The sequence below is a fragment of the Pseudomonas sp. Root71 genome (assembly GCF_001429045.1).
GTDB lineage: Bacteria > Pseudomonadota > Gammaproteobacteria > Pseudomonadales > Pseudomonadaceae > Aquipseudomonas > Aquipseudomonas monachiensis.
This window is the reverse complement of the sequence record NZ_LMHY01000029.1, coordinates 327,869-350,835: the sequence shown is the minus strand read 5'-3', so window position 1 is coordinate 350,835 and position 22,967 is coordinate 327,869. Positions and strand designations below refer to the sequence as shown.

The window sequence follows — 22,967 nt, the reverse complement described above, 5'->3', positions numbered from 1 at the left end:
CTCCACTTGGGAGGCCGTTTTTTTTCGGTGGCTGGGCTGACGCCATCGCTGGCAAGCCAGCTCCTACAAGGGTTTGCTGCGGGTCAGGTACGCATCCCGCGTCCACTCACCAGCAACCGCGCACTACCGAGATACAGCACCACGGTCGCAACCAGCATGAAGGCGATGGCCACGCTGATGCGGATATCCGAAACGCCAAGGATGCCGTAACGGAACGCGTTGACCATGTGCAGCACCGGGTTGGCCAGGGACACGGTCTGCCAGAACGGCGGCAGCAAGGTGATCGAGTAGAAGACCCCGCCCAGGTAGGTCAGTGGCGTCAGCACGAAAGTCGGAATGATCGAAATGTCATCGAAGTTGCGCGCAAACACGGCGTTGATGAAGCCCAGCAGCGAGAAGATCGTCGCGGTCAGCACTACCACCAGAATGGTCACGCCCAGGTGATGCACCTGCAAATGGGTGAAAAATAGCGACAGCAGAGTCACGATGATCCCCACCATCAACCCGCGCAGCACACCGCCCAGGGTGTAGCCGATCAGAATCGTGTGCGGCGACAGCGGCGAGACCATCAGTTCTTCAATGGACCGCTGGAACTTGCTGCCGAAGAAACTCGACACCACGTTGCCGTAGGAGTTGGTGATCACCGACATCATGATCAGTCCCGGCACGATGTACTCCATATAGGTGAAGCCACCCATGTCGCCGATCTGCCGACCGATCAGATTACCGAAGATCACGAAGTACAAAACCATGGTGATCGCGGGTGGCAGCAGGGTCTGCGGCCAGATCCGGGTGAAACGCCGGACTTCACGGTAAACGATGGTGTTGAGGGCAACGAGGTTGGGGCGCAGCTCGGAACTCATACCGCCACCTTCGACAGATTTTTCTCCACCAGGGACACGAACAACTCCTCAAGGCGATTGGTTTTGTTACGCAGGCTCTGTACTTCGATGTTCTGCTGCGCCAACTGGGTGAACAGCGCGGTGATGCCCATGGACTTGTCCACCTGGACTTCCAAGGTGTGGCTGTCGATCAACCGGGACGGGTAGCCGAGCAACTGCGGCGCCACTTGCAACGTGTTCTTCATATCCAGCAGGAAGGTTTCTACATGCAATTGGCTGAGCAACTGCTTCATGCTGGTGTTCTCGACGATGGTGCCGTGGTCGATGATGCCGATGTTGCGGCACAGCTGTTCAGCCTCTTCCAGGTAGTGGGTGGTGAGGATGATGGTGATGCCTTTCTGGTTCAGCTCGGTGAGGAAGCTCCACATCGAACGACGCAGTTCGATGTCCACCCCGGCGGTCGGTTCGTCGAGGATCAGCAGGCGCGGTTCATGAACCAGCGCGCGGGCGATCATCAGGCGACGCTTCATGCCGCCGGACAGCGAGCGTGACGGCACGTCCTTCTTGTCCCACAGGCCGAGCTGGGTCAGGTACTGTTCGGCGCGTTCCTTGGCGATTTTCGCCGGGATGCCGTAGTAGCCGGCCTGGGTCACGACGATGTCGAAGGTCTTTTCGAACTGGTTGAAGTTGAATTCCTGAGGCACCACGCCGATGGAGCGCTTGAGCTGCGCGGGATTCCTGTCCAGGTCGTGACCGAAGATATTCACCGTGCCGCTGGTCTTGTTCACCAGGGTCGAGAGAATGCCGATGGTCGTGGATTTGCCGGCGCCGTTGGGGCCGAGCAAGGCGAAGAAGTCACCTTCGGCGACATCCAGATCGATACCACTCAGGGCCTGGAAACCGTTGCCGTAGGTTTTGGTTAGCTGCCGGATGGACAGAGCGGAACTCATATCTGATTTACGCACCAAGAAGGGAAGAAAGGAATAAGTATGGGCGGCGGCGAACAATACAACCGCAGCGAACTGGCACAATGGTGCTTGTCGCCGCCACACAAGTACAGTCAAGCGTGTCGATAGTGAGTATTAAGTCAACGCGGTCATGACCGCCTTTTGATACGCCGGACGCTGTTTCAACCGCGCGTACCAGGCCTCCAGATGAAGTTGCGGTGCACGCTCGATCGGCATTTCGAACCAGGCATAAATGAAACTGCCCAGGGGAATGTCACCCATGCCGATCTCGTCTCCGGACAGGTAGGGTGTGGCGGCCAGCGCCTGATCGGCCATCGCCAGCAACGTGTCGCATTCCTTGATCGCCGCCTTGATGGCGGGCCAGTCCTGCTGGTCTGCCGGGGTACGCAGCACACCCCAGAACACAGTACGGAGCGGGCCGGCAAAGCTCGAGGTGGTCCAGTCCATCCACTTGTCGGCAGTGGCGCGGGCCTTTGGATTTTTCGGGTACCAGGCCGTGTCGTCAGCATGCAAGGCCATCAGGTAACGCACGATGGCGTTGGATTCCCACAACACAAAACCGCCGTCTTCAATGACAGGCACGCGACCATTGGGATTCATGGCGCGGTACTCGGGCGTATCGACGACACCAAAGGCGCCACCGGCATCGATAGCCTCGTAGGCCAGTCCCAGTTCTTCGGCGGCCCACAATGGCTTTCTGACATTCGACGAGTTTTTCCGACCCCAGATCTTCAGCATGACCGCCTCTTTTTCGGTAAGTGGGCAGGCAGCATACGCCGGATCAGGCGCGACTCAAATCGCTCTGCATGTCGCCCAGCAGCGGTTGCTGTTGCTCACCGAACAGGTGCGGATAGCACTTTTCCAGGTGTTCGAAAAAGAACGTTTCAGGTACGTCGGCGAACTGGCCGTGATCGACGAGGTACTCCATCAGCTTCGCGCCATCGCGGTTGAAGGGATGGAAAACGCTGTCGTTGACCCCGTCGAATTCCAGCGGCGCCACATTGAACAGGTCGCAGAGTTTGCGGTTGAACGCTGGTGTCGCCTTGACCCAGCGATCCTGCAAATAGAATTCGGTGTAGCCATGCATGGCGAACATGTCGCTCTTGAGCAATTCGAGCAGCCGTGGCGTCGACAGATGATTGCGCACATCCGCCAGGCCGATCCGTGCGGGAATCCCGCAATGCCGCGCCGCACCTGCCAGCAGCGTGGCCTTGGGCACGCAGTAACTCTCACCGGTCGCCAGCGCATAACTGCCGCGCAAGGTCTGCGGATCGCGACTGAACGTGTACGGGTTGTAGCGCACCGCTTCGCGCACGGCGTAATAGAGACTGATCGCCTGCTCCAGCGGATCGCGACTGACGCCACGGTGTTGTTCGGCGAACTCCACGACGGACGGATGGTCACTATCGATGAAGCGGCCGGGACTCAGATACTCGTGCATCAGAATAATCTCCTGGGGAAGCCTTGAGTCTAACGAGAGCTTCAGCACAGAGATAACGACGTTTCGGCCAAACATGGGCGCTTTGCCGCTTGCTCGATGAACGCTTTTCCCACGATTCCAATCACATCGCTCCAACCAGCCTGTTTCGCGGATGCCGTCTAAGCTCTGTGGGCTGGTTCGCCCTGGTTTCACGGAGGAATGAATATGCTGTTGTTGTGGATACTGGTTCTGCTGGTCGCAATTGCCTATTTGGCTCACCGCCGCATCGCCCCGATGCCCGCCCTAATCATCGTGGCCGTCTATGTCGTGGCCATGGGCGCTTTCAGCCGCGCGCCGGGCTGGTTGCTGTTGGTTTTCTGGGTGTTGATCGCCGCCGTCGCAGCCCCCCTGTTGCTGCCCGACCTGCGCCGCAAATTGTTCAGCGCGCCGATGTTCAACTGGTTCCAGAAAACCCTGCCGCCGATGTCGCAAACCGAACGCGATGCCATCGACGCCGGCACGGTCTGGTGGGACGGCGAACTGTTCAGTGGCCGTCCGGACTGGAACAAACTGCTGTCCTATCCCAAGGCGCAATTGAATGAAGAGGAACAGGCCTTCATCGACGGGCCGACCGAAACACTCTGCGCCATGGTCAGTGAATGGCAGCTCGGTCAAACCATGGACCTGCCGCCGCAAGCCTGGACCTTCATCAAGGACAACGGCTTTTTCGCCCTGATCATCCCCAAGGAGTTTGGCGGCAAAGGCTTCTCCGCCTATGCCCACTCGCAAGTGGCGATGAAACTGGCGAGCCACAGCGGCGACCTCGCCTCCACCGTGATGGTCCCCAACTCCCTCGGCCCGGCCGAACTGTTGCTGCATTACGGCACCGACGAACAACGCAACCATTACCTGCCCCGCCTGGCGCGCGGCGACGACATCCCGTGTTTTGCCCTGACCGGTCCGCTGGCCGGCTCCGACGCCGGCGGCATGCCGGACTCCGGGGTGATCTGCAAAGGTCAATGGGAAGGCCAGGAAGTCCTCGGCCTGCGCCTGAATTGGGAGAAGCGCTACATCACCCTCGGCCCGGTGGCCACCCTCCTCGGCCTGGCCTTCAAGGCCTACGATCCGGATCACCTGCTGGGCGACAAGGAAGACCTGGGCATCAGCCTGGCGCTGATTCCGACCGACACCGCCGGTGTCGACATCGGCCGTCGGCATCTGCCGTTGGGCGCGGCTTTCATGAACGGCCCGAACTCGGGCAAGGACGTGTTCGTCCCCCTGGAGTTCCTCATCGGCGGCCAGGAGATGCTCGGCAAAGGCTGGATGATGCTGATGAACTGCCTGTCGGTCGGGCGTTCGATTTCCCTGCCGGCGGTGGGCACCGGCATGGCCAAGTTCACCAGTCTGGTCACGGGCCAATACGCCCAGGTTCGCGAGCAGTTCAATGTGCCGATTGCTTCGTTCGAAGGCATCCAGGAAGCCATGGCCCGCATTGGTGGCAATGCCTGGATGATGGACGCCGCCCGCATGCTGACCGCCAATGCGGTCGATCTGGGCGAGAAACCGTCGGTGCTGTCGGCGATTCTCAAGTACCACCTGACCGAACGCGGCCGCGACTGCATCAGCGATGCCATGGATGTGCACGGCGGCAAGGCGATCATCATGGGGCCGAACAACTACCTCGGTCGCAAATGGAACGGCGCGCCGATTTTCATCACCGTCGAAGGCGCGAACATTCTTTCGCGCAACCTGATGATCTTCGGCCAGGGCGCTATTCGCTGCCATCCCTTCGTGCTCAAGGAAATGGCCCTCGCCGGCCGTGAAGACAAGGATCAGGCGCTCAGGGAATTCGACGACCTGCTGCTCAAGCACATCGGTTTTGCCGTGGGCAACGCCGCCAGTACGCTGGTGCTCAATCTCGGTTTCGGGCACCTGGAACACACACCGGGCGACAAGCTCAGCCAGGGGTATTTCCGTGCCCTCAACCGTCAGGCCGCTGCATTCGCCCTGCTCGCCGACCTCAGCATGATGTTGCTGGGCGGCGCACTGAAACGTCGCGAACGCCTGTCCGCACGGCTAGGCGATGTCCTGAGCAACCTTTACCTGGCCTCGGCCGCACTCAAGCGCTACAACGATCTCGACTCACCGCAGTACATGACACCACTGCTGAGCTGGGCCATGGAAGAAAGCCTGGGCCAGGCGGAACGGGCCATGGATGAACTGCTGAGCAACTTCCCGAACAAAGTCGCAGGCTGCCTGTTGCGAGTGATCGTGTTCCCGTTCGGTCGCCGACACAAAGGGCCATCGGACAAACTCGGTGCCGAAGTTGCCGGGGTAATTGGCCGCGCCAAAGGCGACCCGGCACTGGAGGAAGTGCTCCTGGGTTGCTACCGCCCGCAAGCGAGCGACGATCCGGTCGGTGCATTGCAGCACGCCTGCAATCTGTTGAGCGCCGCACAGCCGTTGCAGAAGAAGTTGCATGTGGCACTCAAGAGTGGCCAGGTCAAACCGGTGGCCGGCGAGTCGGTGATCGATGCCGCCCTCGAAGCTGGCGTGTTGCAGCCGGTGGAAGCCCAAACCCTGCGCGAAGCCGAAGCGGCCCGGCGCAAGGTCATCGATGTCGATGACTTTGACCAAGAGGCCTTGGCGCTGGCCGAGGGAAAAGTCCGCTGATCCCGTCAAGCATGTAAAAACGGGCGCGGGCGCTTTATACTCCCGCGCCCGTTTTGCTCTTGAGGACTTATCTCGTGTCCAACATCGTTGCCGATCATCTCGTTTTACTCGACCACCTGCGCAGCATCCTGGTCGCCGTAGGTGAGGCCGAGCAGGTTCCCGAAGAAAGCCATGCCTTGTTCCTTGAGCGCTTCGACGAACTGCTGGCGTCACTGCCGATCGAGCCGATCGAAAGCCAATACCTGGGCCAGGACATCCTGACTCAAGTCATTTCCCGTTATCCGCAAATCGCCCACCTGATTCCACGGGATCTACTGTGGTATTTCGCCGGTGACTGCCTGCACTACTTGTCCGATGAAGAAATCGACCTGTATCAGGCACTGGAAGAACGCCGCTTCGAAGCTGAACAGAACGACGAACCTTTCGACTGGAACCAGGAAAAGCAACTGCTGGCGCTGTCGAACCAGGACAGCAAGCACTGATTGAAGATCAGTGATGCCAAAGGCCCGCATGCTTGAGCATGCGGGCCTTTTTTATTGCCTTGAGCGTAACCCGCCAGTTTCAGGCAACCGCACCGTGCTGCGACCTTGCCCGCCCCCCTCATCCGCCTGCCTGAATCCAGCCTTTGCACCAAGGGTTTTGTTTAAATTCATGGCACTTTGGTTTGATTGAACTACCTTCAAACTACAAGAAGTCATAACGGCTCGAGTTTCCACGTTAGCTTCAGTGATCAGATAGCGGATTGGCAAAAGGAGTTACCTCACCATGATCCTGGCAGGCGTTTTCCGGCTCTGTTCCTGTATTGCCGATTTGTTTCAGGGGAAACCAGGACAGCAGACAGTGCCATCCCCAGGCGCGGGTATCGCTCTGGCGCGCAGTCCAGGTTACCGAATCACTGAAAACCGTTTCAGCAAAGGTCGCTCGCTATCCAGCCAGATCAGCGAATGGCGCCCGCTCGTGTGTAGCACGCAAGGAATAACGCCTGGGCCATGGATGAGTGGTCTGGCGCATTGGGGGGGATAGTCCGATCCCCATGAAGTGATCCGAGACAACTCTGTCAGCCTAAAGATGGCCTATCCAGCGAGGATGTACTTGATGAGCTTTCGTACCGAGCCCGCTTTCAAGCGAATTATCCATGGCCTGTTCTGGATGGGCCTCAGCGTGGATGCGGCTCAGGCCGCGCCAGCCAATTGCCCGCAGCTGGACAATTGGCCGACAACGTACGAGGTCGGTCAGGGACTGCAGAATGAACTGCGCAGCCCCGTTCCGGTAACGCAACTGGCGGTGGGTGACCCGAAAATTGCCGACGTGCAACCCAGCGGCAACAACGCGTTCATTCTCACGGGCATTGCACCGGGAACCACCAGCCTGATGGTCTGGACCGCCTGTTCGAAAACGCCGCGCCAAAGCATGGTGTTCGTCAAGGGCAAGGCCACGTCGGCGCTGACCAGCGTGCCGTCGGTGCCTTCCGACGACCCGCTGCTGCCGAGCCAGGTGCAGACTGATGTCCGCTTCGTTGAAGTCAGCCGGACCAAGCTCAAGGAAGCCTCCGCCTCGATTTTCGGCGTCCGGGGCAACTGGCTGTTCGGCTCGCCGAGAACCTTGCCCACCATCGGCGGCATAGTCACGCCGGCGATACCGGTGAGAAACGACCAGTTCAACCTCACGTTTGCTACCGGCAGTACCCTGGTGGCGATCAACGCGCTGGAAGGCAGCGGTTTCGCCTACACCCTGGCGCGACCAAGCCTGGTTGCGCTCAGCGGGCAGAGTGCGAGCTTTCTGGCCGGCGGTGAAGTACCAATTCCAGTGCCCAGTTCAGGCAGCGATAACGTGTCCATCGAGTACAAGGAATTCGGTATACGCCTGACCCTGACGCCGACCATCGTCGGGAAAAACCGTATCGCACTGAAGGTGGCGCCGGAAGTCAGTGAACTGGACTTCACCAACGCCGTAAGCATCGCCGGCACGATAGTCCCGGCCCTGACCGTGCGCCGTACCGATACCAGCATCTCCCTGGCCGACGGCGAAAGCTTCGTCATCAGCGGCCTGATCAGCACCCACAACGACTCCCAGGTGAACAAGTTTCCGGGGTTGGGCGATATCCCGATTCTGGGCGCGTTTTTCCGCGACAACACCATCAACCGTGAAGAGCGCGAACTGCTGATGATCGTCACCCCGCATCTGGTCCAGCCATTGGCTGCCGATGCACCACTACCGTCATTGCCTGGCGAGCAGCTGCGCAATTACGACCCGAACTTCTATCGCATGTTTTTCCTGGAAAATGGCGACTTCGACAGTCTCAGCGGGCTCTCGCAATGAAACGAAGCCTGAACCGCACTGACCTCGCCCTCACTCGTAACGGTGACTTTGAACGCTTGCCGGGCCAGCTGTGCTGCCATTGGCCAGGCGTTCAACGTGTTGTAGCCAGGGGACATTCAATGAAAGCAGTCATTGCAATAGCGGCGACATTGATGCTCGCAGGTTGTGCCAGCAATGGCCTGTCTTCGCGACCGGGTAGCTGTGCCAAGCCCGGTTCGGACCAGGAACTGACCCTGAACCTTGCCGACAACATGGCCAGCGAAGGCCGCTTGTATGCCAGCCTGGCGAATCTGGAAGGTTTGCCCGATAGCGTGGTCCAGGTTCGCCTGCGCAAGGCTCGGGTGCTGCGCTTGATGGGGCGTAACTCGGAGGCGGAGCCGTTGTATCAAAGCTTGCTCGGCACCTGTCTGGCAGCTGAAGGGGAACATGGCCTGGGCCAGTTGGCCGCCGCCAGAAATGATAACGCCACCGCTACCACTCACCTTGAGCGTGCGGTGTGGATGGCCCCCACCGACGACAGGATGCGAAATGACCTGGGGGTCGTCTACCTCAATCAACGACGGATCCCCGAAGCACGCATTGAGTTCATGACCGCCATGGAGCTCAAGCAGGCAAACACACTGGCGGCACTCAATATGGTGACGTTGCTGATCTATCAGGATAACTGGAAGGCGGCAGCCGAACTCGTGACCCGCGCCGACTTGAGCCCCAAGCAAGTCGTAGAGGCTCAAACCCGCGCGGAAAAACTCAAGACCTCCGCCAAAAAAGTGGTGGCCTCCGAGGGGAATCGCAAGACTGAGGTAGCCGATGCCTCTTCCAGTGCGAACAAGTAGAACGTACGAGGAGTCGAGATGAATACCAAAAGGCTGTTGATCGTGTGCATGGCTTGCCTGTCCACCAGTGCCTGGGCCATTGGGCCGGGGCCCTCCTCGCCGTATCAACAAGGCACCGAGCAGTGGTTGCAGCTGCAGATTCGCGGTGTGGTTGCCTCCCCGCACCTGCAAACCGCCTCGGCCACCGAACGTGACCTGGCCATGCAGCGCTGGCTGAACAGTTTCAACTTTCCGATACCGGAATTTTTTGACCAGGATGCAGCGGGAGATATGAGCGTCAGCGGCGGCAACTGAGGCATGTCGATGGGTGATCAGCCTCTGACGTAGTCTAGATAGGCCTGGCTGCAAAGCCGGGCTTGATGTCGTGTGCAGGAAGGCTGTGGCATCTACGCATTATCCATCCCAGGACGGATTACCCCGGAGCAGATGTTTAGATCCCTGGCAGGAAAGTGCAGATCAGGCTCGAGTGGCAAGGCCGTCGCACTCGACAGCCTCAAGCCCCTTGACCTCACCCGAATGCTCTCAATACCCCGATCAGGGCCGGGCCGATGGCAACCAGAAAGAAGCTCGGCCACAGGCAGAAAATCAACGGGAATATCAGTTTGGTACCGATTTTCGCCCCCGCCTCTTCGGCGGCTTGGGTACGCCGGTCACGGAATTCATCGGCATAGATACGCAGGGTGTCGGCCACGCTGGTACCAAAGCGGATGCTCTGCGCCAACAGGCCGACCAACCCTTGTACGTCATCCAGACCGGTGCGCACAGCCAGTTGCTTGAGTGCCTCGGTACTGCTAATGCCCGCGCGGATTTGCGCATTGACCAGAGCCAGTTCTTCAGCCAGTTCGACCTGACTGACTGACATTTCCTCAGCCACCCGTTCGATCGTCGTGGGCAAGGCCAGGCCAGACTCCACGCACACTACCATCAGATCCAGCGCATCCGGAAACGCGGCACGCAGCCGACCTTGTCGCAACTGCTTGCGCTTGGTGACATACAGCGCTGGCGCCAACCATCCGATAGCGGCCACCATGAACACCAACGACATCCCCATGATCAGGGAAACCTTGGGAATCATCGGCAACAGCAACAACGCAATACCGATCAATAACAGAGGCAGCATCAAGCGCACCGCCCAGTACATCTGCACCGCCGACGAGGAACGGTACCCCGCATGCATCAACAGGGTCTGGGTGATACTAGTCTGAGCCGACTCGGCCGAGCCAAAGCGCTGGCCGACCCGCTCCAGCAACAGTTGCAAGTTACCCGGCGCTTCCTGCCCCGTCGTATTGCCGAAATGACCACGCTTGATCAGCGCCAGACGACGCTGCACCGGGTCCTGAAGCCCCTGCATCAGCAAGATCACGGCGACGACCACAAGCACCGTACTCAAGCCGACCGCGCCAAGGAACAACAGGCGCGCCATCTCCTCGTTCTCTGTGACCCGACTGAACAACCCGAGCAAAAAGTCCATTATCTGTACCTCCCGGTAGCGAACACCGCTTAAACCTGAATCCTGATGATTTTGCGTATCCAGAAAATCCCGATCAACATGGCGCAGAACGCCCCGATGATCAGCTTGTGACCGGTGGGGTCATTGATCAGCACAGGCAAGTAACTGGGAGTGGTGAGTATGATCGCGATCGCCAGCACAAAGGGAATGGTCACCAGTATCCAGGCTGACATCCTCCCCTCGGCCGACAGGGTTTTGACCTTGCGCTGGAAGCGAAAGCGCCCACGGATCAAGCGACTCAACCGTTCCAGCACCTCGGTCAAATTGCCGCCAGTCTCGCGATGGATGAGGATCGAAGTCACGAGCATCATCACCGTCATGCTCGGCATCCTCTCCAGCAGGCCGAGCATGGCCCGGCGCACATCGTTGCCATAGTTGATATCGGAGAAGGTCAGGCCGAACTCATGAGCCACCGGCCCTTTGTGCTCCTCGGCCACCAGGCGCAAGGTTTCGTTGAAGGGGTGCCCGGCGCGCAGAGCGCGGCACATGGCATCCAGCGCATCCGGCAAGCCTTCCTCGAACGCTGCGAAACGCTTGCTACGGTCACGAGATATTTTCAGTATGGGTAACCAGAAAACCGCGAAACCCGCCACCAGCGCCATCCACCAGACTGACGAAACCATCCAGACCAGGATACCCACCCAGCCCCCCAGTACCAGCCCGAGCAACAATACCCGATAGGCTCGGTACTCGTGCCCGGACTGCTCTATCATTTGCGTCAATGCTTCCATGAAGGGCAGTTGTTCAAGACTGGCCTCCAGTGGCGACAGACGCGTCAGGTATTTCTGTCGCAACACTGTCTGCATGTTGGGCTGATTGTTGGCTTTCTCCATTACATTCAAGCGGCCGCGGATGCGCTTGCGCATCTTGCCGGCCTCGCCGAATACCGGCACCGCAACGCTCTGGGACAGGAGGAAGACGGCGATAAACACCATGCCAAGGAACATCAGAATGAATTCACCAGGAATACTGCTCATGACTGCCGTGCCTCCATCCACTCAGGCCTGAACATCGCAAGCGGCAATTCGATGCCGCGTTTGGCAAGCACATCGCGGAAGGCGGGGATCATGCCGCTGGGCCGATAATCACCCAACACTTCGCCGTTTTCGCCCATGCCATGGCGTGCAAAGGAGAAGATTTCGGTCATGGTGATGATCTCACCCTCCATGCCGTTGATTTCCTGCACGCTGACCAGGCGGCGCTTACCGTCCTCCTGACGCTCCAGCTGGATAACCACATCGATGGCCGAAGCAATCTGTTGACGCATGGCCTTGATCGGGAAGGTCGCCCCGGTCATCGACACCATGTTCTCGACCCGCCCCAACGCATCGCGCGCGGTGTTGGCATGGATCGTGGTCAACGAGCCGTCGTGGCCGGTGTTCATCGCGGTCAGCATGTCCAGCGCCTCGACGCCGCGCACTTCGCCGATCACGATGCGGTCCGGGCGCATCCGCAGGCTGTTGCGCACCAACTCCCGCTGGCTCACCTCGCCGCGCCCCTCGATATTCGAAGGCCGGGTTTCCAGGCGCACCACGTGGGGCTGCTGCAGTTGCAGTTCAGCCGAATCCTCGATGGTGACGATCCGCTCGTTGTGCGGAATGAAACTGGACAGGACATTGAGCATGGTGGTCTTGCCGCTGCCGGTACCGCCGGAAATCAGCACGTTCAAGCGCCCACGGACAATCGCCTTGAGCAGCAGGGCAATGGCCGGGGTCAACGTCCCCACCTGGATCAGGCTGTCGGTATTGAGCAGGTCCACCGCAAAGCGCCGGATCGACATGCTCGGGCCGTCGATGGCCAGTGGCGGGATAATCGCGTTGACCCGCGAACCGTCTTTGAGCCGGGCGTCCACCAAGGGCGAAGACTCGTCGATACGCCGCCCCAGGCTGGAAACGATACGGTCAATGATGTTCAGCAAATGCTGATCATCGCGAAAGCGCACATCGGTGCGTTGCAGCTTGCCGAAGCGCTCGACATAGACCGAGGAAAAGCCGTTGACCAGAATGTCGGACACGCTGTGATCGGCCAGCAACGGCTCCAGGGGGCCAAGGCCGAGCACCTCGTCGGTGATCTGCTTGATGATCAACTGGCGGCTGGAAGTACTCACCGGCGCCGAATGCTCATCGAGCAGGCGCTGGCAAATATCGCGAATCTGCCGCGTGGCCTCAGCCTGTTCAAGGGAGTCCAGCAGGGACAGGTCCATGACCTTGAGCAACTGCTGGTAGATCTTTTCTCGCCACTCGGCTTCCACCGGGGTGACCTGGGTTCTGGTTTCGTACATGACATCCGGGATTGCGTGCTCCCAAGCCATCAGTTCATCTGCCGGATCCGGCTGGTCACCGTCCAACGGGGTCACCGACGATGAGGCGGTTTTACCGGACTGTTTGCGCAAGCGGTTACGAAAGTCGCTGATCATGGGTCATCCCCCGAAAAAACGGTTGAAGGCGCGTTTGAGTAAGCTTTTGTTCCCGGCAGCCTGTTGACCGATCAGGTTCTCGGTCATGTCGCGCAGTGCAGCAGTGATCGCTGCCTTCGGCGCATGCAGCCCCAACGGCACGCCAGTGTTCTGGCTCTGGCTGACCAGGTTGAAGTCGTTGGGTAATTTCGACAGGTTCGTGCAGCGCAGCGCCTCGCCGATATCCTTGAGACTGACCGCTGCCGACTTGTCATAGCGGTTGACCACTATCTGCAATTGATCCCCACGCACGCCCAGGTCTTCGCGAAGAATCCGCACCAGGGAGCTGGCATCGCGCAGATGGCTGACGCTCTGCTGCACCACCACGTACACCCGGTCCGCCTGCTCCAGCACGGAGCCGGTGAGGTGATCGATCTGCCGTGGCAGATCGATCACTACCCAGTCATAGGTGGCGCGGGCCAACTGCAACAAGGTGTCAAGTTGCTCGGGTTGGGCATCCTGCGGCAGACACAGCTCACCGGCCCGGCCACCCAGCACATGCAAGGTCGGGCTGAAGTGGCTGCAAAAACCCCGTAGCGCGACACTGTCCATGCCGTCGATCTGATGCAACACCTCAAGATGGCTGTGGGTTTGCGCCACATCCAGGTAATGCGTCACGCTGCCAAATTGCAGGTCCATATCCAGCAACAGGGCACTGCCACCCTTCATGCTGAGCTGCTGAGCCAGATTGCAAGCCAGCATGGTGCCGCCGGATCCGCCCTTGGAGCTGGTCACGGCGATCAATTTGCCTTCAGTCCCACTGCCGTTCCGAACCTCCACGACCAGCCGATTCAAGGCGGCGACCAGTTCTGCCTCGGCTACTGGCTCGGGCAGCACGTCACGGGCGCCGGCCTGCATCGCCAGGCGCATGCCTTCCTGCTCGCTCAGCAGCCCGCACACCAGCATTGGTGGACGCTCATGGGCCGGGCGCTGCAACAGGGCCGCCAATTCCTCGCGCCACAGGTGGCTGACGCGCAACAGCAACAAGTCGGGCATCCGGTCCAGGCCATAGAGCGGGTCGACATGCCCATTGCTCACCAGGCGAGTGCTGACCTCCAGGCTGGGCATGCGTTGGCAGACGCTTTGCAGGTCGCGCAACGACGTGGCATCACGGCTGCTGATCAGCAACCTGAGCCCGGCTTTGCCGGTCGAGGCAGAGAGTGGAGTGTCCTTGGTATTCAGCATGGCGTGATCTCCCCGGAATCGGAATGACGCCCGAGGCTTTCGCGTGGCAACGTTGCCCTGAATGCAGGCAAGGTAATGGACACGCCGAACCCGGGAATGAACAGATTGAAAACGAAGTTTTGCAGACTCAACCGGACATAGCGGATGGCACGAAATCCATTGGCCCCACTCGTGTCGGTGGGGTTGGCTACCAGCGCACCGGTTGCGTCCAGATAGCTCAGCGTCAGGTTGGTAGTGCTCAGATTTCCAATCAGTTGGCTCGTACCCGCATCGCCCGCCGCGTTGAAGATAGCCCGCTGCAACACCACCGGATCGCTGATATTGCACACCGCTGCCAAACGTGTCCCACGGCGCACGGCTTCATCCAGCGCATTGACCGTGAAGTACAGGCGGCCCATTTCCAACACGCCGAACAACAGCGTGAACATCAGCAGACCAATGAAGGCGAACTCCACGGTATAGGTGCCGCGCATGTGTTTTCGGTTCATCACAGGGCCCTCATCACGGTAGTGGCGACCAGCGGAATGCTCAGCGCAATCTGATTACCAATAAAACCGGGAAGCGATCCGGTGCAGTTGCCACCGCCAATCACCGGGCAGAACGTGTAAGTGATAGTGACCCGCACATGGTCGGTGCCCACTGCTACGACGTCCACGTTGGCAGTCGTCAACCCTGACACCACAGCGGTCCCGGTGTTGGCCGGCACGCCATACACCGCAACGTTTTTCGTCTCGGTCAGCAGCGTACTGCTCAGGGCAACCATGCCAAGCGTCGAGTTCCAGGCCTGACTGGCGACAAATCGGTCGGCATCGCGGCTGGCCTGCAGCAATAAGTTGTACTGGTAGAGCATGCGGCCGAACTCACCGAAGGCCAGCATCAGCAACAGTAATACCGGCAGGACGAGGGTGAACTCGACCAAGGCCAGGCCTTGCTGGCGCTGTGAATGCTTAAATCCGTGAAGTCTCATGACACCTCCTACGAGTCAGTGCTCGGAGTGCCGCTGCCGTTGATATAGGTTTTGTAGAGCTGGATGATCTGCGGGCCGGAATCGGTCGACGGCGACGGGCCGGCCACATTGTCGCCTTCGCACTCGCGCACAAACTGGCCGAAGATCTGCGCTTGCGTGCCGCCGCCATCCATGGGCTGCACCACGAAATAGCAGCCAAAGCCCAGGACAGGGATCGTAGTTGAACCGCCCTGTTTGCCGGTGCAGTCACCAACGACGATTTTCAGCATCCGGCGCTCGAATACCCCACCGCCCTGACAACCACTGCCGGACCCCGCTACACAGGCGGCAACACTTGCCTTCCAGTCGTTGTAGTCCAGTATCGCGTTGCTGCCCGCAGTGAGATTGCCACCACTCGAGATGACGGGTTGCCCCTGGTACAGCGTCTGCGCCGGGGTAACCGAGTCGTTGTAAGTGATCGCGGGATTGCTCGACGACGTCACCATGTCTGGCGGATAGTTCGAGGCACTGACCGGGCCGTTGTAGATGCCGAAGCGCGTATTCAAGCCTTGAGACGCAGGGCCGACCGTGTTGCCGGGTGAGGTCTGGACAGTCTCCCCCACATTGCGGCAGACCGAGCCGCCACCGGCCAGGTCTTCTCTGACCGAACTGCCGCCCGAACCGAAATCGAGCAATTGGAAGTTGCCAGGGCCAATGGCGGACGAATTGTTGGCAGCTGACTTCAACACCTGCAAATCACCAAACTGGAAGCCCCAGAACATGCCGGCGGCCGGGTCGTATTGAGTCGAGTCGCCACAGATCATCAACGGTGCGACATCACATGGGTTGGTGGGGCTGGGTCCGGCGGTGGCTATCGCCGCCACCGCTTTGGCTCCCAGACCGCCAGCGCCAAATACCTGGGCGAAGTTCCAGAAAAATCCTGTCAGGCTGTAGCTCGGTACCGATACCCGGACGTACTTGGCATCCGACGGGCCGGGATAGGAGAACGGGCCATAGACGCTGCTTGCCAGCTCCACCACCGCAAATGCAGCGGCGTTGCCGCCCACAGCCGTGGCCAGTTCGTTGTTGCCCAGGGCATTGGCATTCTGTACCAGCGTATTGAGCGCGGCGGTGCGCGTCGTGCTGGCGCTGTTGCTGCCACCCGCCACCTGGCTCAGGGTTTTGGCGCCACTCAGGGCGGCGGCATCCACCACATTCTGCAGGCGCGTTTTGTTCAGCAGAATATGCCCGCCATCCAAAGCCAACGCCGCCATCATGGCCATCGCCGCCAACGCGATCACCATCAAAACACTCACCGATCCTTCCTGGCGCCTTGGCGTCGAAGTGAACGGCCGCTGAATACGAAGATTCATCATCAAGCCCTCGATTGCCGACACTGATCCGGATCGGCTCCGCCAATACCCTGGTGCCCAGGCACCTGTTGCACACTGTCAGCGAATGTTGACCACTTTGGCGTCGGTCCCGCGGATAACGGTGATACCCGCGCCCTCGCCACTGCTGCGCTGTACCACACGTTTTGGCGCCTCGGCGGTGGCCACGGCCATGGCCGGGGCAACAGGTGCGACAGGCGTGGCAGGCGTGGCAGGCGCAACGGCCGGGCTTTTCTTCTCGAGGTTCAGCGGGTTGCGCAGCGCCAGTTGCAACTTGCCTTCCGTCTGCGCCGTGACCAGGGTTTCCGCTTCAGCGGCCGACATCTCCAGGGTCACTGCGCGCACCACTACCGGTTGGGTCTTGTCGGTGCCCGCAGTCTGATCCACCGCCAGCACCCGCAAGTTCTCGAGGATGGTCCTGGACGTGGCGCTGTTACTGCCGGCATTGGTGGTTTTGGTCGCCAGTACATCGACCCGGTTACCCGGCAACAGGAATCCACCGACGCCGACCACATCGTCCACCCGTACCGAAATGGCGCGTTTGTCAGGCGCAATCAACGAGGCCAGGGTGCTGCCCCCCAGGTGTTCGCTCAGCCGTGCGCCGCGCACAATGTCGCCCCGCAGAATGTCGAAGGTTGCGATCTTGCCCACGGCTTTTTCACTGGCATCGAAGGCATCGTCCGGGATCGTATCCAAGGGCATGCGTACGGTCGTGACCTGCTGGGCCTCGACCATTTGCCCGAATGGAATTTCTACCGTGGCGACCACCACGTTTCGAAGGTGGTCATCCGGGCTGGCATTGAGCCGCGCGCTCAGCCAGGAGTCGGCCATCCATGCAGCCCCTAGGCCCATGGCCAGGGAAACGCCTATCAGGGTAAGCGTGCGAGAGCTCATGTCAGTATCTCCGTATCAAAGAAAGTCGAGCTGGACGAAGTAGTTGTGCCAGGCCCATTCCAACTCTTTCGGTGACAGTGGTCCGGAACCGCCCATATAACGCTGGCGATCGAGTGCCATGTTCAGGAGATCGCGGGGATGGCAAGGCACCAGGGGCATGCCTTCACTTGCATAAAGCCTTTGCAGCACATAACGCACCAGCAGCGGGTCATAGGAAATGCCCAGACGCTCGCTTTCCTGACGCCAGATCTTTTCGTACTCCTCAGGCTTCAGGTAACCGAATTGCAGCTTGTAGCCAATCCGGCGAAGGAAGGCCTCATCGGCCAGCTCCAGGGGATTGAGGTTGGTGGAAAACACCAGAATCAGATCGAACGGCAACTCACAATGCCGACCACCGCCCAGGTTGAGGAAGTCGCGCTTCTCTTCCATCGGGACGATCCAGCGATTGAGCAGCTCGGCGGGAGCCATGCGCTGGCGCCCCATGTCGTCAATGATGAACAGGCCATTGCTGGCCTTGAGCTGCAAGGCAGCCTGGTATTGACGGGTGAAAGGGTCATAGCGAACGTCCAGCTGTTCCATGCTCAACTCACCGCCAGTGATGACGATCGGGCGTTTGCAGCACAGCAGTCGACGGTCGATGCCTTCGTTGAGCATCAAAGTGTTCTGTTGAGCGTTATCATCGAGCCGCTGATGCACCTGCGGGTCATAGATCTCGATCACCGACTCGTTGATGACGATGGCATGGGGGATCCAGATGGCCTCGGCGAACAGACGGATCAGCCGACTGCTGACATAAGTCTTGCCGGTACCCGCGGGGCCATAAATCATGATCGCGCGCCCGGAGTTCATCGCCACACCCAACTGATCCAGCATCTCCTCCGTGAGCACTACGCCAGCAAGGGCATTGCGCATATCGTTGGCGTTGATGCGACCATGGTGAATGGTCTGCAGTTTGATCAGGGACCGGTAGGTACTCACCGGAAACGGTGCTGCGCCTATATAACCGCTACGCGACAGGGCATCGCGGGCGGCACTGCGACCACGTTCGGTCAGGCCATAACGCAGCATCTGCCCGCCCGTTTGACTCACCTGGCCCAGCACTTCGACACGGCCATCCTTGCGCAGAAACGCCAGGACCTCCTCTAGTACCGCGCCGGTCAGCGCCAGGCGTTCCACCAGCCGCGACATGTCCAGCACCCCGGCATCAAACAAATGCTTGCACACCAATTCGCCGAGAAAACTGTCGGTCAGACCGGTTTCGCGGATTGTGCACGGCTGAGGAGCCAATCTTTGCACCGCTCCCCGATCGCTGGGGTAGGCATCACTATCGACGATGACGTGCATGTCTAACCTCCGAATCCACCGGCAACTTGCCAGTAGACTATGTTCAAAGTGCCGATCAATATTGCAATCGAATATGGGAAAGGCTTGCCAGCGACTTCATCTGAAGTTGGCGCCAGATAAGCCTGCGCCCTTAGAATCAGCCAATAGCGCCCCAGGGTCTGACGCAATTGACCGCGAACCAGCACGATCAATAAACCGCATACGCCGCCAGCTATCAGGCTGAACATTGCAGCCCACAACGCGAGCTGGAACGGTAGAAAACTGCCGACCATGGCCATTAACTTGACGTCACCGGCGGCCATGCCACCGAAGGCGTACATCGGCAGAAACAGCGCAAAACAGATCAGGATACCCAGCAGGCCGTCACCCAATCCGCTGACACCACCTGTGTACATTTGACCGATCAATCCCAAGGTAAGCCCCACCAGGACAAGCATGTTGGGAATACGGTGGCTAAGCAGATCGCTCACCACCGCCACGCCCAAAAGTCCTATCAGTAAAACCATCGATACCAGTTCCGTGGACATGGCATGTCTCCCTGCGGGTATTAATCGTTAGCACACAACGTTGCTGTTGGCGGCCTTGAACAACGCAGTGATTTGGAACAGGGACAACGTGAAGCCCATTAAGAAAGTTGCCGGCGCCCTATCAGAAATAGCGGCAACCGGCTGCTCCGTGGACATCGACGCGTCCCCCAGCGGGAACTATCAGCAAGCGGAACCTTTGATCGCGGTGCACAGTGTCTGCATTTTTGTCTGAACCGCTAAGCCAAGGTTCGTGAAAATTGTGACGACAAGCGCCGTAACCAACCCACCGGCTACCGCGTACTCCACAACGGTCAGGCCATCTTCGTCTTTGACGAACTTCACTACCGAAGCCTTGATTGTTTGCATGATCATTTTGCCCACCTCACTCGAATGTTGTTTTTTCTGAGGCAGTACGTTCTGCGCTGCCTGAGTGCAACACTAGTCAGGAGCAAGGCATGAGCGTTAGGAAGATTTTGCGCATCGCTAGGACTTTTTTGCGGGACGACCAAATACGCAGCATTGGCCTTTGCAGCAGTAACGGGAGGGGTAAACAAGGCATTGAAACGCAAAGGCAATTGCCACTGATTCACAAGCGACAGGCGGTTCAACCCGGTTTTTTCGAAGACTCACGAGCAAACACTCGCCCTGGACAGACTTCCAGGCAACCCATAGAGCGAATGGAACTAAAAACCGTCTTTTCTATCGGGATTAAATCTGCAAAGTGATAGCACATTGGCAATACTGGCGAAGAGAGTCACTAGAACCACCGAGTAGAGACATGACGTCCAATTTGACCAAAAGGCCATCGCTCCTGTGGTTCGATCTGACTCATGATCGGTCCACGAAAGAACTCGTCACGCAGTTCGAGGACGCCTGCGAGTGCAATCTGGCGAAAAACTCCGTGTTGCCCATCAGGGAACACGCAGACATGATCTGCGTCCATTTCGATCGCCCCGACACTCCAGGTTTGAAGCTATTGCTGGAGATCAAACGCACAACCCCCACCATCCCGATCACCATGTTCACCGTGCAGCACTCAGAGGAACTGGCTGTATGGGCCATGCGCTCCAGCGTCTGGGAATACATGGTGCTTCCGCTCTCGACCACCGAGAGGAAGCGTTACCTGACGGCAGTGCTGCAGCTCTGCGAGCTGCGCCGAAATGCCCACGGCCAGGGCAAGTCATCGCAGATCGACCACTCCCCGACTCTGCCGGACAGCATCCGGCTGACCTCAGGACACCAAAAACACCAGGCGTTGAGCAATGTCATGCTGTACATCGAACAGCACTTTCGTGACAGCATCGATCAGAGGGACCTGGCGCAGCGCTGCGGCATGACGACATTTCGCTTCAGCCGCCTGTTCAAGGAAGCCAATGGGCAGGGCTTCACGGATTACATCCTGGACAAGCGCATGAACTTCGCCAAAGACCTGCTCGACAACAGCCAGATGCCGATTACCAGCATCGGCTATGAAGCCGGCTTCAAGGATCCTTCCTACTTCGCCCGTGCCTTCAAGCAGTTCGCCAACTGTACGCCCAGCGAATACCGACTGGCACGCCAACTCAAAGCGGCTGCAGCTGCGCAACAGGTGCAGGATGAGAAAACCACTGAAGCGCTCGAAAGCCTGGTACAAACCCTCAGCGGTTGATCCTGCTTTTTACGCGCAAACGAAAACGCCGCTCAATGAGCGGCGTTTTCGTTAAATATGGAGCGGGAAACGAGACTCGAACTCGCGACCCCGACCTTGGCAAGGTCGTGCTCTACCAACTGAGCTATTCCCGCAAATGGCGTCCCCTAGGGGACTCGAACCCCTGTTACCGCCGTGAAAGGGCGGTGTCCTAGGCCACTAGACGAAGGGGACACGCTACCCGGAACACATGGTGTGTGTTTCGGTGTCCAGAGCCGCATCCGAAGACTTGGTTCTGGTTTCACTCAGCCCTGCCCGAAAGCAACGCTGTTTAAAATTGGAGCGGGAAACGAGACTCGAACTCGCGACCCCGACCTTGGCAAGGTCGTGCTCTACCAACTGAGCTATTCCCGCATTGGCGTCCCCTAGGGGACTCGAACCCCTGTTACCGCCGTGAAAGGGCGGTGTCCTAGGCCACTAGACGAAGGGGACACACGTACAACATTCACTCCCTGCTTCGTTTCGCTGTGTGCTTTACGCTGCAAGTGGCGCGCATTCTATGGATGGATTGAGAGGTCGTCAACCCCCTGATATAAATTTATTTAAATCAATGACTTCGACCTGCTTTTGGGAGCCGTTGCGGTTTTTCCGCTGCCCGGCGTTTGACGCCTATATTCTGGCACCCGCCAAGACGTTATAGTCCACGGGGTGATGGCAATCTGTATATCGAGTGCCATCATTTATAGAAACGGGGCTCCGGCCGATATAAGTACAAGCATGTCCGATCCAACCCGTCGTGCGGGCCTGGGCGCTCAATTGCCAAGCCACCAGACTCCCATGCGTAACCTATAAAGAGGTCTTACCGGTGACGCCACTCATGATCACCCTGCTAGTTGTAGTCGGGATCGCACTGTTGATCGCCATTGGCTACATGAACCATGTGGTGGAAAACAACAAGCTGGAAAAGGCCCGTACCAAGATCGAGCTCAACGATCGCCTGCGACGCTGCGGCGAGATCACCGAGACATTCCCCGGCCAGCTGATGACCCCGGCCCTCAAGCTACTGTTGGCCCGTCTGGAACTGAACGTCTGCCAGCGCCTGCTCAACCTGGAAAAATCCAGCGCCAACCTCAAGGCGCGGATCGCCGAACTGGAGGCCCTTGTCGGCCAGGGTGAATCCATCCCGGTCAACAATCCGCCAGCACCGATCCAGACGGAAGCCAAGGCCAAGGATGTACGCTTCCTGCTCGAAGCCCTGCACGGCCAGATTACCCGTGCGGCACAGGACGGTTTCCTGCCCCCCAACGAAGCCAAGCGCTGGATTCGTGAAGTGCGCCACATCCTGGTACTGCTGCACATCGAGTTCTTTAACAACCTCGGCCAGCACTCCCTGCAACAGAACCAGCCCGGACAGGCTCGCCTGGCATTCGAGCGCGGCGTGCAATACCTGCGCAAACAACAGGACCCACAGGTCTACGCCGAGCAACTGGGGTACCTGGAAAAACTCCTGGCCCGCGCCAACGACCAGGTCATGGATCGCATCGCACCGGTCGAAGGCGAGGTCAACCAATTGACCGAAGGCCTCAAGGACGTCGAGGCTGATGCGGACTGGAAGAAGAAAGTGATCTACGACTGATCAACGGAAATGGAAAAGCCACCGAGAGGTGGCTTTTTTTGGGTTCTTCACGCAATTCCGGGGAACACCGATACCTGTAGGAGACGGCTTGCTGGCGATGGCGGCCTCCTGGCTGGAGTATTTTATTGGTGGTGTACATATCTGGAAAAGCGCCAAGTAACCAAACGCTTTTGCCCCTTACGTTCGGTGCCTCGCCTAGGCTCGGCATCCCCTTGCTCCGGTCCTGCTCCGTGGGCCCGCCGCGATCGGCCATCCATGGCCGTACGCGGCTAACCCGGCATCCATGCCGGGTTGCCCACTGCGCAGAACCTGCGCTCGGCCTCTCGAGGGGGCGTGCACCGCAACAGCACCGCGAGGCGAGCTAACGCTCGACCTCGTTGTATGGTGGTGTACGCGC

Annotated in this window: 22 protein-coding genes and 4 tRNA genes; 7 read left to right on the top strand and 19 right to left on the bottom strand. The window is 59.1% G+C overall.

Annotated elements, in window-relative coordinates; all coding sequences use genetic code 11:
* Nucleotides 1–83: 83 nt before the first annotated feature.
* The 4 genes from ASD95_RS25395 to ASD95_RS25380 form a co-directional block, all read right to left on the bottom strand.
* Nucleotides 84–863 carry an ABC transporter permease gene (locus tag ASD95_RS25395; protein ID WP_008054107.1) on the bottom strand — a complete coding sequence of 260 codons (780 nt, stop codon included), beginning with the start codon at nucleotides 861–863 and terminating at the stop codon, nucleotides 84–86.
* Nucleotides 860–1,792 carry an ABC transporter ATP-binding protein gene (locus tag ASD95_RS25390; protein ID WP_056727238.1) on the bottom strand — a complete coding sequence of 311 codons (933 nt, stop codon included), beginning with the start codon at nucleotides 1,790–1,792 and terminating at the stop codon, nucleotides 860–862. The genes ASD95_RS25395 and ASD95_RS25390 overlap by 4 nt, the downstream gene beginning before the upstream one ends.
* Nucleotides 1,793–1,924: 132 nt before the next feature.
* The gene (locus tag ASD95_RS25385) at nucleotides 1,925–2,548 is read right to left on the bottom strand and encodes a glutathione S-transferase family protein (RefSeq protein WP_056727239.1); all 624 of its coding nucleotides are present in this window, start codon (nucleotides 2,546–2,548) and stop codon (nucleotides 1,925–1,927) included.
* A gap of 43 nt (nucleotides 2,549–2,591) precedes the next feature.
* On the bottom strand, nucleotides 2,592–3,251 hold the full coding sequence (locus ASD95_RS25380; RefSeq protein ID WP_056727240.1) for a transglutaminase-like domain-containing protein: 660 nt from the start codon (nucleotides 3,249–3,251) through the stop codon (nucleotides 2,592–2,594).
* Nucleotides 3,252–3,455: 204 nt separating this feature from the next.
* Here ASD95_RS25380 and ASD95_RS25375 point away from each other — a divergent pair, with 204 nt between their 5' ends.
* From ASD95_RS25375 to ASD95_RS25355, 5 genes are all read left to right on the top strand, one after another.
* On the top strand, nucleotides 3,456–5,903 hold the full coding sequence (locus ASD95_RS25375) for an acyl-CoA dehydrogenase (RefSeq protein ID WP_056727241.1): 2,448 nt from the start codon (nucleotides 3,456–3,458) through the stop codon (nucleotides 5,901–5,903).
* A 74-nt stretch (nucleotides 5,904–5,977) separates the two neighbouring features.
* The gene (locus ASD95_RS25370; protein WP_056727242.1) at nucleotides 5,978–6,385 is read left to right on the top strand and encodes a PA2817 family protein; all 408 of its coding nucleotides are present in this window, start codon (nucleotides 5,978–5,980) and stop codon (nucleotides 6,383–6,385) included.
* A 613-nt stretch (nucleotides 6,386–6,998) separates the two neighbouring features.
* A complete protein-coding gene (locus ASD95_RS25365) occupies nucleotides 6,999–8,222 on the top strand; it encodes a type II and III secretion system protein family protein (protein WP_056727244.1) in 1,224 nt (407 codons plus the stop codon).
* Between the two features lie 119 nt (nucleotides 8,223–8,341).
* Nucleotides 8,342–9,055: a hypothetical protein gene (locus ASD95_RS25360; RefSeq protein ID WP_056727246.1), complete on the top strand. Its 714-nt coding sequence runs from the start codon at nucleotides 8,342–8,344 to the stop codon at nucleotides 9,053–9,055.
* Nucleotides 9,056–9,073: 18 nt separating this feature from the next.
* A complete protein-coding gene (locus ASD95_RS25355) occupies nucleotides 9,074–9,349 on the top strand; it encodes a DUF3613 domain-containing protein (protein WP_056727248.1) in 276 nt (91 codons plus the stop codon).
* Nucleotides 9,350–9,563: 214 nt separating this feature from the next.
* Here ASD95_RS25355 and ASD95_RS25350 read toward each other — a convergent pair whose 3' ends face one another.
* From ASD95_RS25350 to ASD95_RS25300, 11 genes are all read right to left on the bottom strand, one after another.
* The gene (locus tag ASD95_RS25350) at nucleotides 9,564–10,526 is read right to left on the bottom strand and encodes a type II secretion system F family protein (RefSeq protein WP_056727250.1); all 963 of its coding nucleotides are present in this window, start codon (nucleotides 10,524–10,526) and stop codon (nucleotides 9,564–9,566) included.
* Between the two features lie 29 nt (nucleotides 10,527–10,555).
* The gene (locus ASD95_RS25345) at nucleotides 10,556–11,542 is read right to left on the bottom strand and encodes a type II secretion system F family protein (protein WP_056727252.1); all 987 of its coding nucleotides are present in this window, start codon (nucleotides 11,540–11,542) and stop codon (nucleotides 10,556–10,558) included.
* Nucleotides 11,539–12,981 (bottom strand): CpaF family protein, encoded by a 1,443-nt coding sequence (locus ASD95_RS25340; protein ID WP_056727253.1) that lies wholly within the window; start codon nucleotides 12,979–12,981, stop codon nucleotides 11,539–11,541. The genes ASD95_RS25345 and ASD95_RS25340 overlap by 4 nt, the downstream gene beginning before the upstream one ends.
* Nucleotides 12,982–12,984: 3 nt before the next feature.
* Complete coding sequence (locus ASD95_RS25335) at nucleotides 12,985–14,205, bottom strand: AAA family ATPase (protein ID WP_056727255.1); 1,221 nt, start codon at nucleotides 14,203–14,205, stop codon at nucleotides 12,985–12,987.
* On the bottom strand, nucleotides 14,199–14,693 hold the full coding sequence (locus ASD95_RS25330; protein WP_056727257.1) for a TadE/TadG family type IV pilus assembly protein: 495 nt from the start codon (nucleotides 14,691–14,693) through the stop codon (nucleotides 14,199–14,201). Before ASD95_RS25330 ends, ASD95_RS25335 begins: the two co-directional genes overlap by 7 nt.
* Nucleotides 14,693–15,172, bottom strand: a complete 480-nt coding sequence (locus tag ASD95_RS25325; protein ID WP_056727259.1) for a TadE/TadG family type IV pilus assembly protein — start codon at nucleotides 15,170–15,172, stop codon at nucleotides 14,693–14,695. The genes ASD95_RS25330 and ASD95_RS25325 overlap by 1 nt, the downstream gene beginning before the upstream one ends.
* 8 nt (nucleotides 15,173–15,180) lie before the next feature.
* Nucleotides 15,181–16,527, bottom strand: a complete 1,347-nt coding sequence (locus ASD95_RS25320) for a pilus assembly protein TadG-related protein (RefSeq protein WP_056727260.1) — start codon at nucleotides 16,525–16,527, stop codon at nucleotides 15,181–15,183.
* 75 nt (nucleotides 16,528–16,602) lie between these two features.
* A complete protein-coding gene (cpaB, locus tag ASD95_RS25315) occupies nucleotides 16,603–17,436 on the bottom strand; it encodes a Flp pilus assembly protein CpaB (RefSeq protein WP_056727262.1) in 834 nt (277 codons plus the stop codon).
* Nucleotides 17,437–17,451: 15 nt separating this feature from the next.
* Complete coding sequence (locus ASD95_RS25310) at nucleotides 17,452–18,780, bottom strand: hypothetical protein (RefSeq protein WP_056727263.1); 1,329 nt, start codon at nucleotides 18,778–18,780, stop codon at nucleotides 17,452–17,454.
* Nucleotides 18,781–18,782: 2 nt separating this feature from the next.
* Nucleotides 18,783–19,307 (bottom strand): A24 family peptidase, encoded by a 525-nt coding sequence (locus tag ASD95_RS25305; RefSeq protein ID WP_056727265.1) that lies wholly within the window; start codon nucleotides 19,305–19,307, stop codon nucleotides 18,783–18,785.
* A 180-nt stretch (nucleotides 19,308–19,487) separates the two neighbouring features.
* The gene (locus tag ASD95_RS25300) at nucleotides 19,488–19,679 is read right to left on the bottom strand and encodes a Flp family type IVb pilin (RefSeq protein ID WP_056727267.1); all 192 of its coding nucleotides are present in this window, start codon (nucleotides 19,677–19,679) and stop codon (nucleotides 19,488–19,490) included.
* A gap of 406 nt (nucleotides 19,680–20,085) precedes the next feature.
* Between ASD95_RS25300 and ASD95_RS25290 the strand changes: the two genes are divergently transcribed.
* Nucleotides 20,086–20,955, top strand: coding sequence for an AraC family transcriptional regulator (locus tag ASD95_RS25290; RefSeq protein ID WP_056727272.1), 870 nt, complete (start codon nucleotides 20,086–20,088; stop codon nucleotides 20,953–20,955).
* A 58-nt stretch (nucleotides 20,956–21,013) separates the two neighbouring features.
* Here the strand turns inward: ASD95_RS25290 and ASD95_RS25285 are convergent.
* The 4 genes from ASD95_RS25285 to ASD95_RS25270 all read right to left on the bottom strand — a co-directional run bounded on the left by ASD95_RS25285 (nucleotide 21,014) and on the right by ASD95_RS25270 (nucleotide 21,426).
* Nucleotides 21,014–21,089 (bottom strand) — tRNA-Gly (locus ASD95_RS25285).
* Nucleotides 21,090–21,092: 3 nt separating this feature from the next.
* Nucleotides 21,093–21,168 (bottom strand) — tRNA-Glu (locus tag ASD95_RS25280).
* Nucleotides 21,169–21,272: 104 nt separating this feature from the next.
* Nucleotides 21,273–21,348, bottom strand: a tRNA-Gly gene (locus ASD95_RS25275).
* Between the two features lie 2 nt (nucleotides 21,349–21,350).
* Nucleotides 21,351–21,426: transfer RNA gene (locus ASD95_RS25270), tRNA-Glu, on the bottom strand.
* A gap of 385 nt (nucleotides 21,427–21,811) precedes the next feature.
* Here ASD95_RS25270 and ASD95_RS25265 point away from each other — a divergent pair.
* Nucleotides 21,812–22,570: a hypothetical protein gene (locus ASD95_RS25265; protein ID WP_056727275.1), complete on the top strand. Its 759-nt coding sequence runs from the start codon at nucleotides 21,812–21,814 to the stop codon at nucleotides 22,568–22,570.
* Nucleotides 22,571–22,967 lie beyond the last annotated feature (397 nt).

What these genes read in the sequence shown, in the direction of transcription:
- ASD95_RS25375 (WP_056727241.1), top strand. Translation starts at nt 3,456, where the DNA reads ATGCTGTTGTTGTGGATACTGGTTCTGCTGGTCGCAATTGCCTATTTG.
- ASD95_RS25320 (WP_056727260.1), bottom strand. Translation starts at nt 16,527, where the DNA reads ATGATGAATCTTCGTATTCAGCGGCCGTTCACTTCGACGCCAAGGCGC.
- ASD95_RS25355 (WP_056727248.1), top strand. Translation starts at nt 9,074, where the DNA reads ATGAATACCAAAAGGCTGTTGATCGTGTGCATGGCTTGCCTGTCCACC.
- ASD95_RS25310 (WP_056727263.1), bottom strand. Translation starts at nt 18,780, where the DNA reads ATGCACGTCATCGTCGATAGTGATGCCTACCCCAGCGATCGGGGAGCG.
- ASD95_RS25350 (WP_056727250.1), bottom strand. Translation starts at nt 10,526, where the DNA reads ATGGACTTTTTGCTCGGGTTGTTCAGTCGGGTCACAGAGAACGAGGAG.
- ASD95_RS25290 (WP_056727272.1), top strand. Translation starts at nt 20,086, where the DNA reads ATGACGTCCAATTTGACCAAAAGGCCATCGCTCCTGTGGTTCGATCTG.
- ASD95_RS25390 (WP_056727238.1), bottom strand. Translation starts at nt 1,792, where the DNA reads ATGAGTTCCGCTCTGTCCATCCGGCAGCTAACCAAAACCTACGGCAAC.
- cpaB (WP_056727262.1), bottom strand. Translation starts at nt 17,436, where the DNA reads ATGAGCTCTCGCACGCTTACCCTGATAGGCGTTTCCCTGGCCATGGGC.
- ASD95_RS25340 (WP_056727253.1), bottom strand. Translation starts at nt 12,981, where the DNA reads ATGATCAGCGACTTTCGTAACCGCTTGCGCAAACAGTCCGGTAAAACC.
- ASD95_RS25360 (WP_056727246.1), top strand. Translation starts at nt 8,342, where the DNA reads ATGAAAGCAGTCATTGCAATAGCGGCGACATTGATGCTCGCAGGTTGT.
- ASD95_RS25265 (WP_056727275.1), top strand. Translation starts at nt 21,812, where the DNA reads ATGATCACCCTGCTAGTTGTAGTCGGGATCGCACTGTTGATCGCCATT.
- ASD95_RS25365 (WP_056727244.1), top strand. Translation starts at nt 6,999, where the DNA reads ATGAGCTTTCGTACCGAGCCCGCTTTCAAGCGAATTATCCATGGCCTG.
- ASD95_RS25330 (WP_056727257.1), bottom strand. Translation starts at nt 14,693, where the DNA reads ATGAACCGAAAACACATGCGCGGCACCTATACCGTGGAGTTCGCCTTC.
- ASD95_RS25335 (WP_056727255.1), bottom strand. Translation starts at nt 14,205, where the DNA reads ATGCTGAATACCAAGGACACTCCACTCTCTGCCTCGACCGGCAAAGCC.
- ASD95_RS25385 (WP_056727239.1), bottom strand. Translation starts at nt 2,548, where the DNA reads ATGCTGAAGATCTGGGGTCGGAAAAACTCGTCGAATGTCAGAAAGCCA.
- ASD95_RS25325 (WP_056727259.1), bottom strand. Translation starts at nt 15,172, where the DNA reads ATGAGACTTCACGGATTTAAGCATTCACAGCGCCAGCAAGGCCTGGCC.
- ASD95_RS25300 (WP_056727267.1), bottom strand. Translation starts at nt 19,679, where the DNA reads ATGATCATGCAAACAATCAAGGCTTCGGTAGTGAAGTTCGTCAAAGAC.
- ASD95_RS25395 (WP_008054107.1), bottom strand. Translation starts at nt 863, where the DNA reads ATGAGTTCCGAGCTGCGCCCCAACCTCGTTGCCCTCAACACCATCGTT.
- ASD95_RS25380 (WP_056727240.1), bottom strand. Translation starts at nt 3,251, where the DNA reads ATGCACGAGTATCTGAGTCCCGGCCGCTTCATCGATAGTGACCATCCG.
- ASD95_RS25345 (WP_056727252.1), bottom strand. Translation starts at nt 11,542, where the DNA reads ATGAGCAGTATTCCTGGTGAATTCATTCTGATGTTCCTTGGCATGGTG.
- ASD95_RS25305 (WP_056727265.1), bottom strand. Translation starts at nt 19,307, where the DNA reads ATGTCCACGGAACTGGTATCGATGGTTTTACTGATAGGACTTTTGGGC.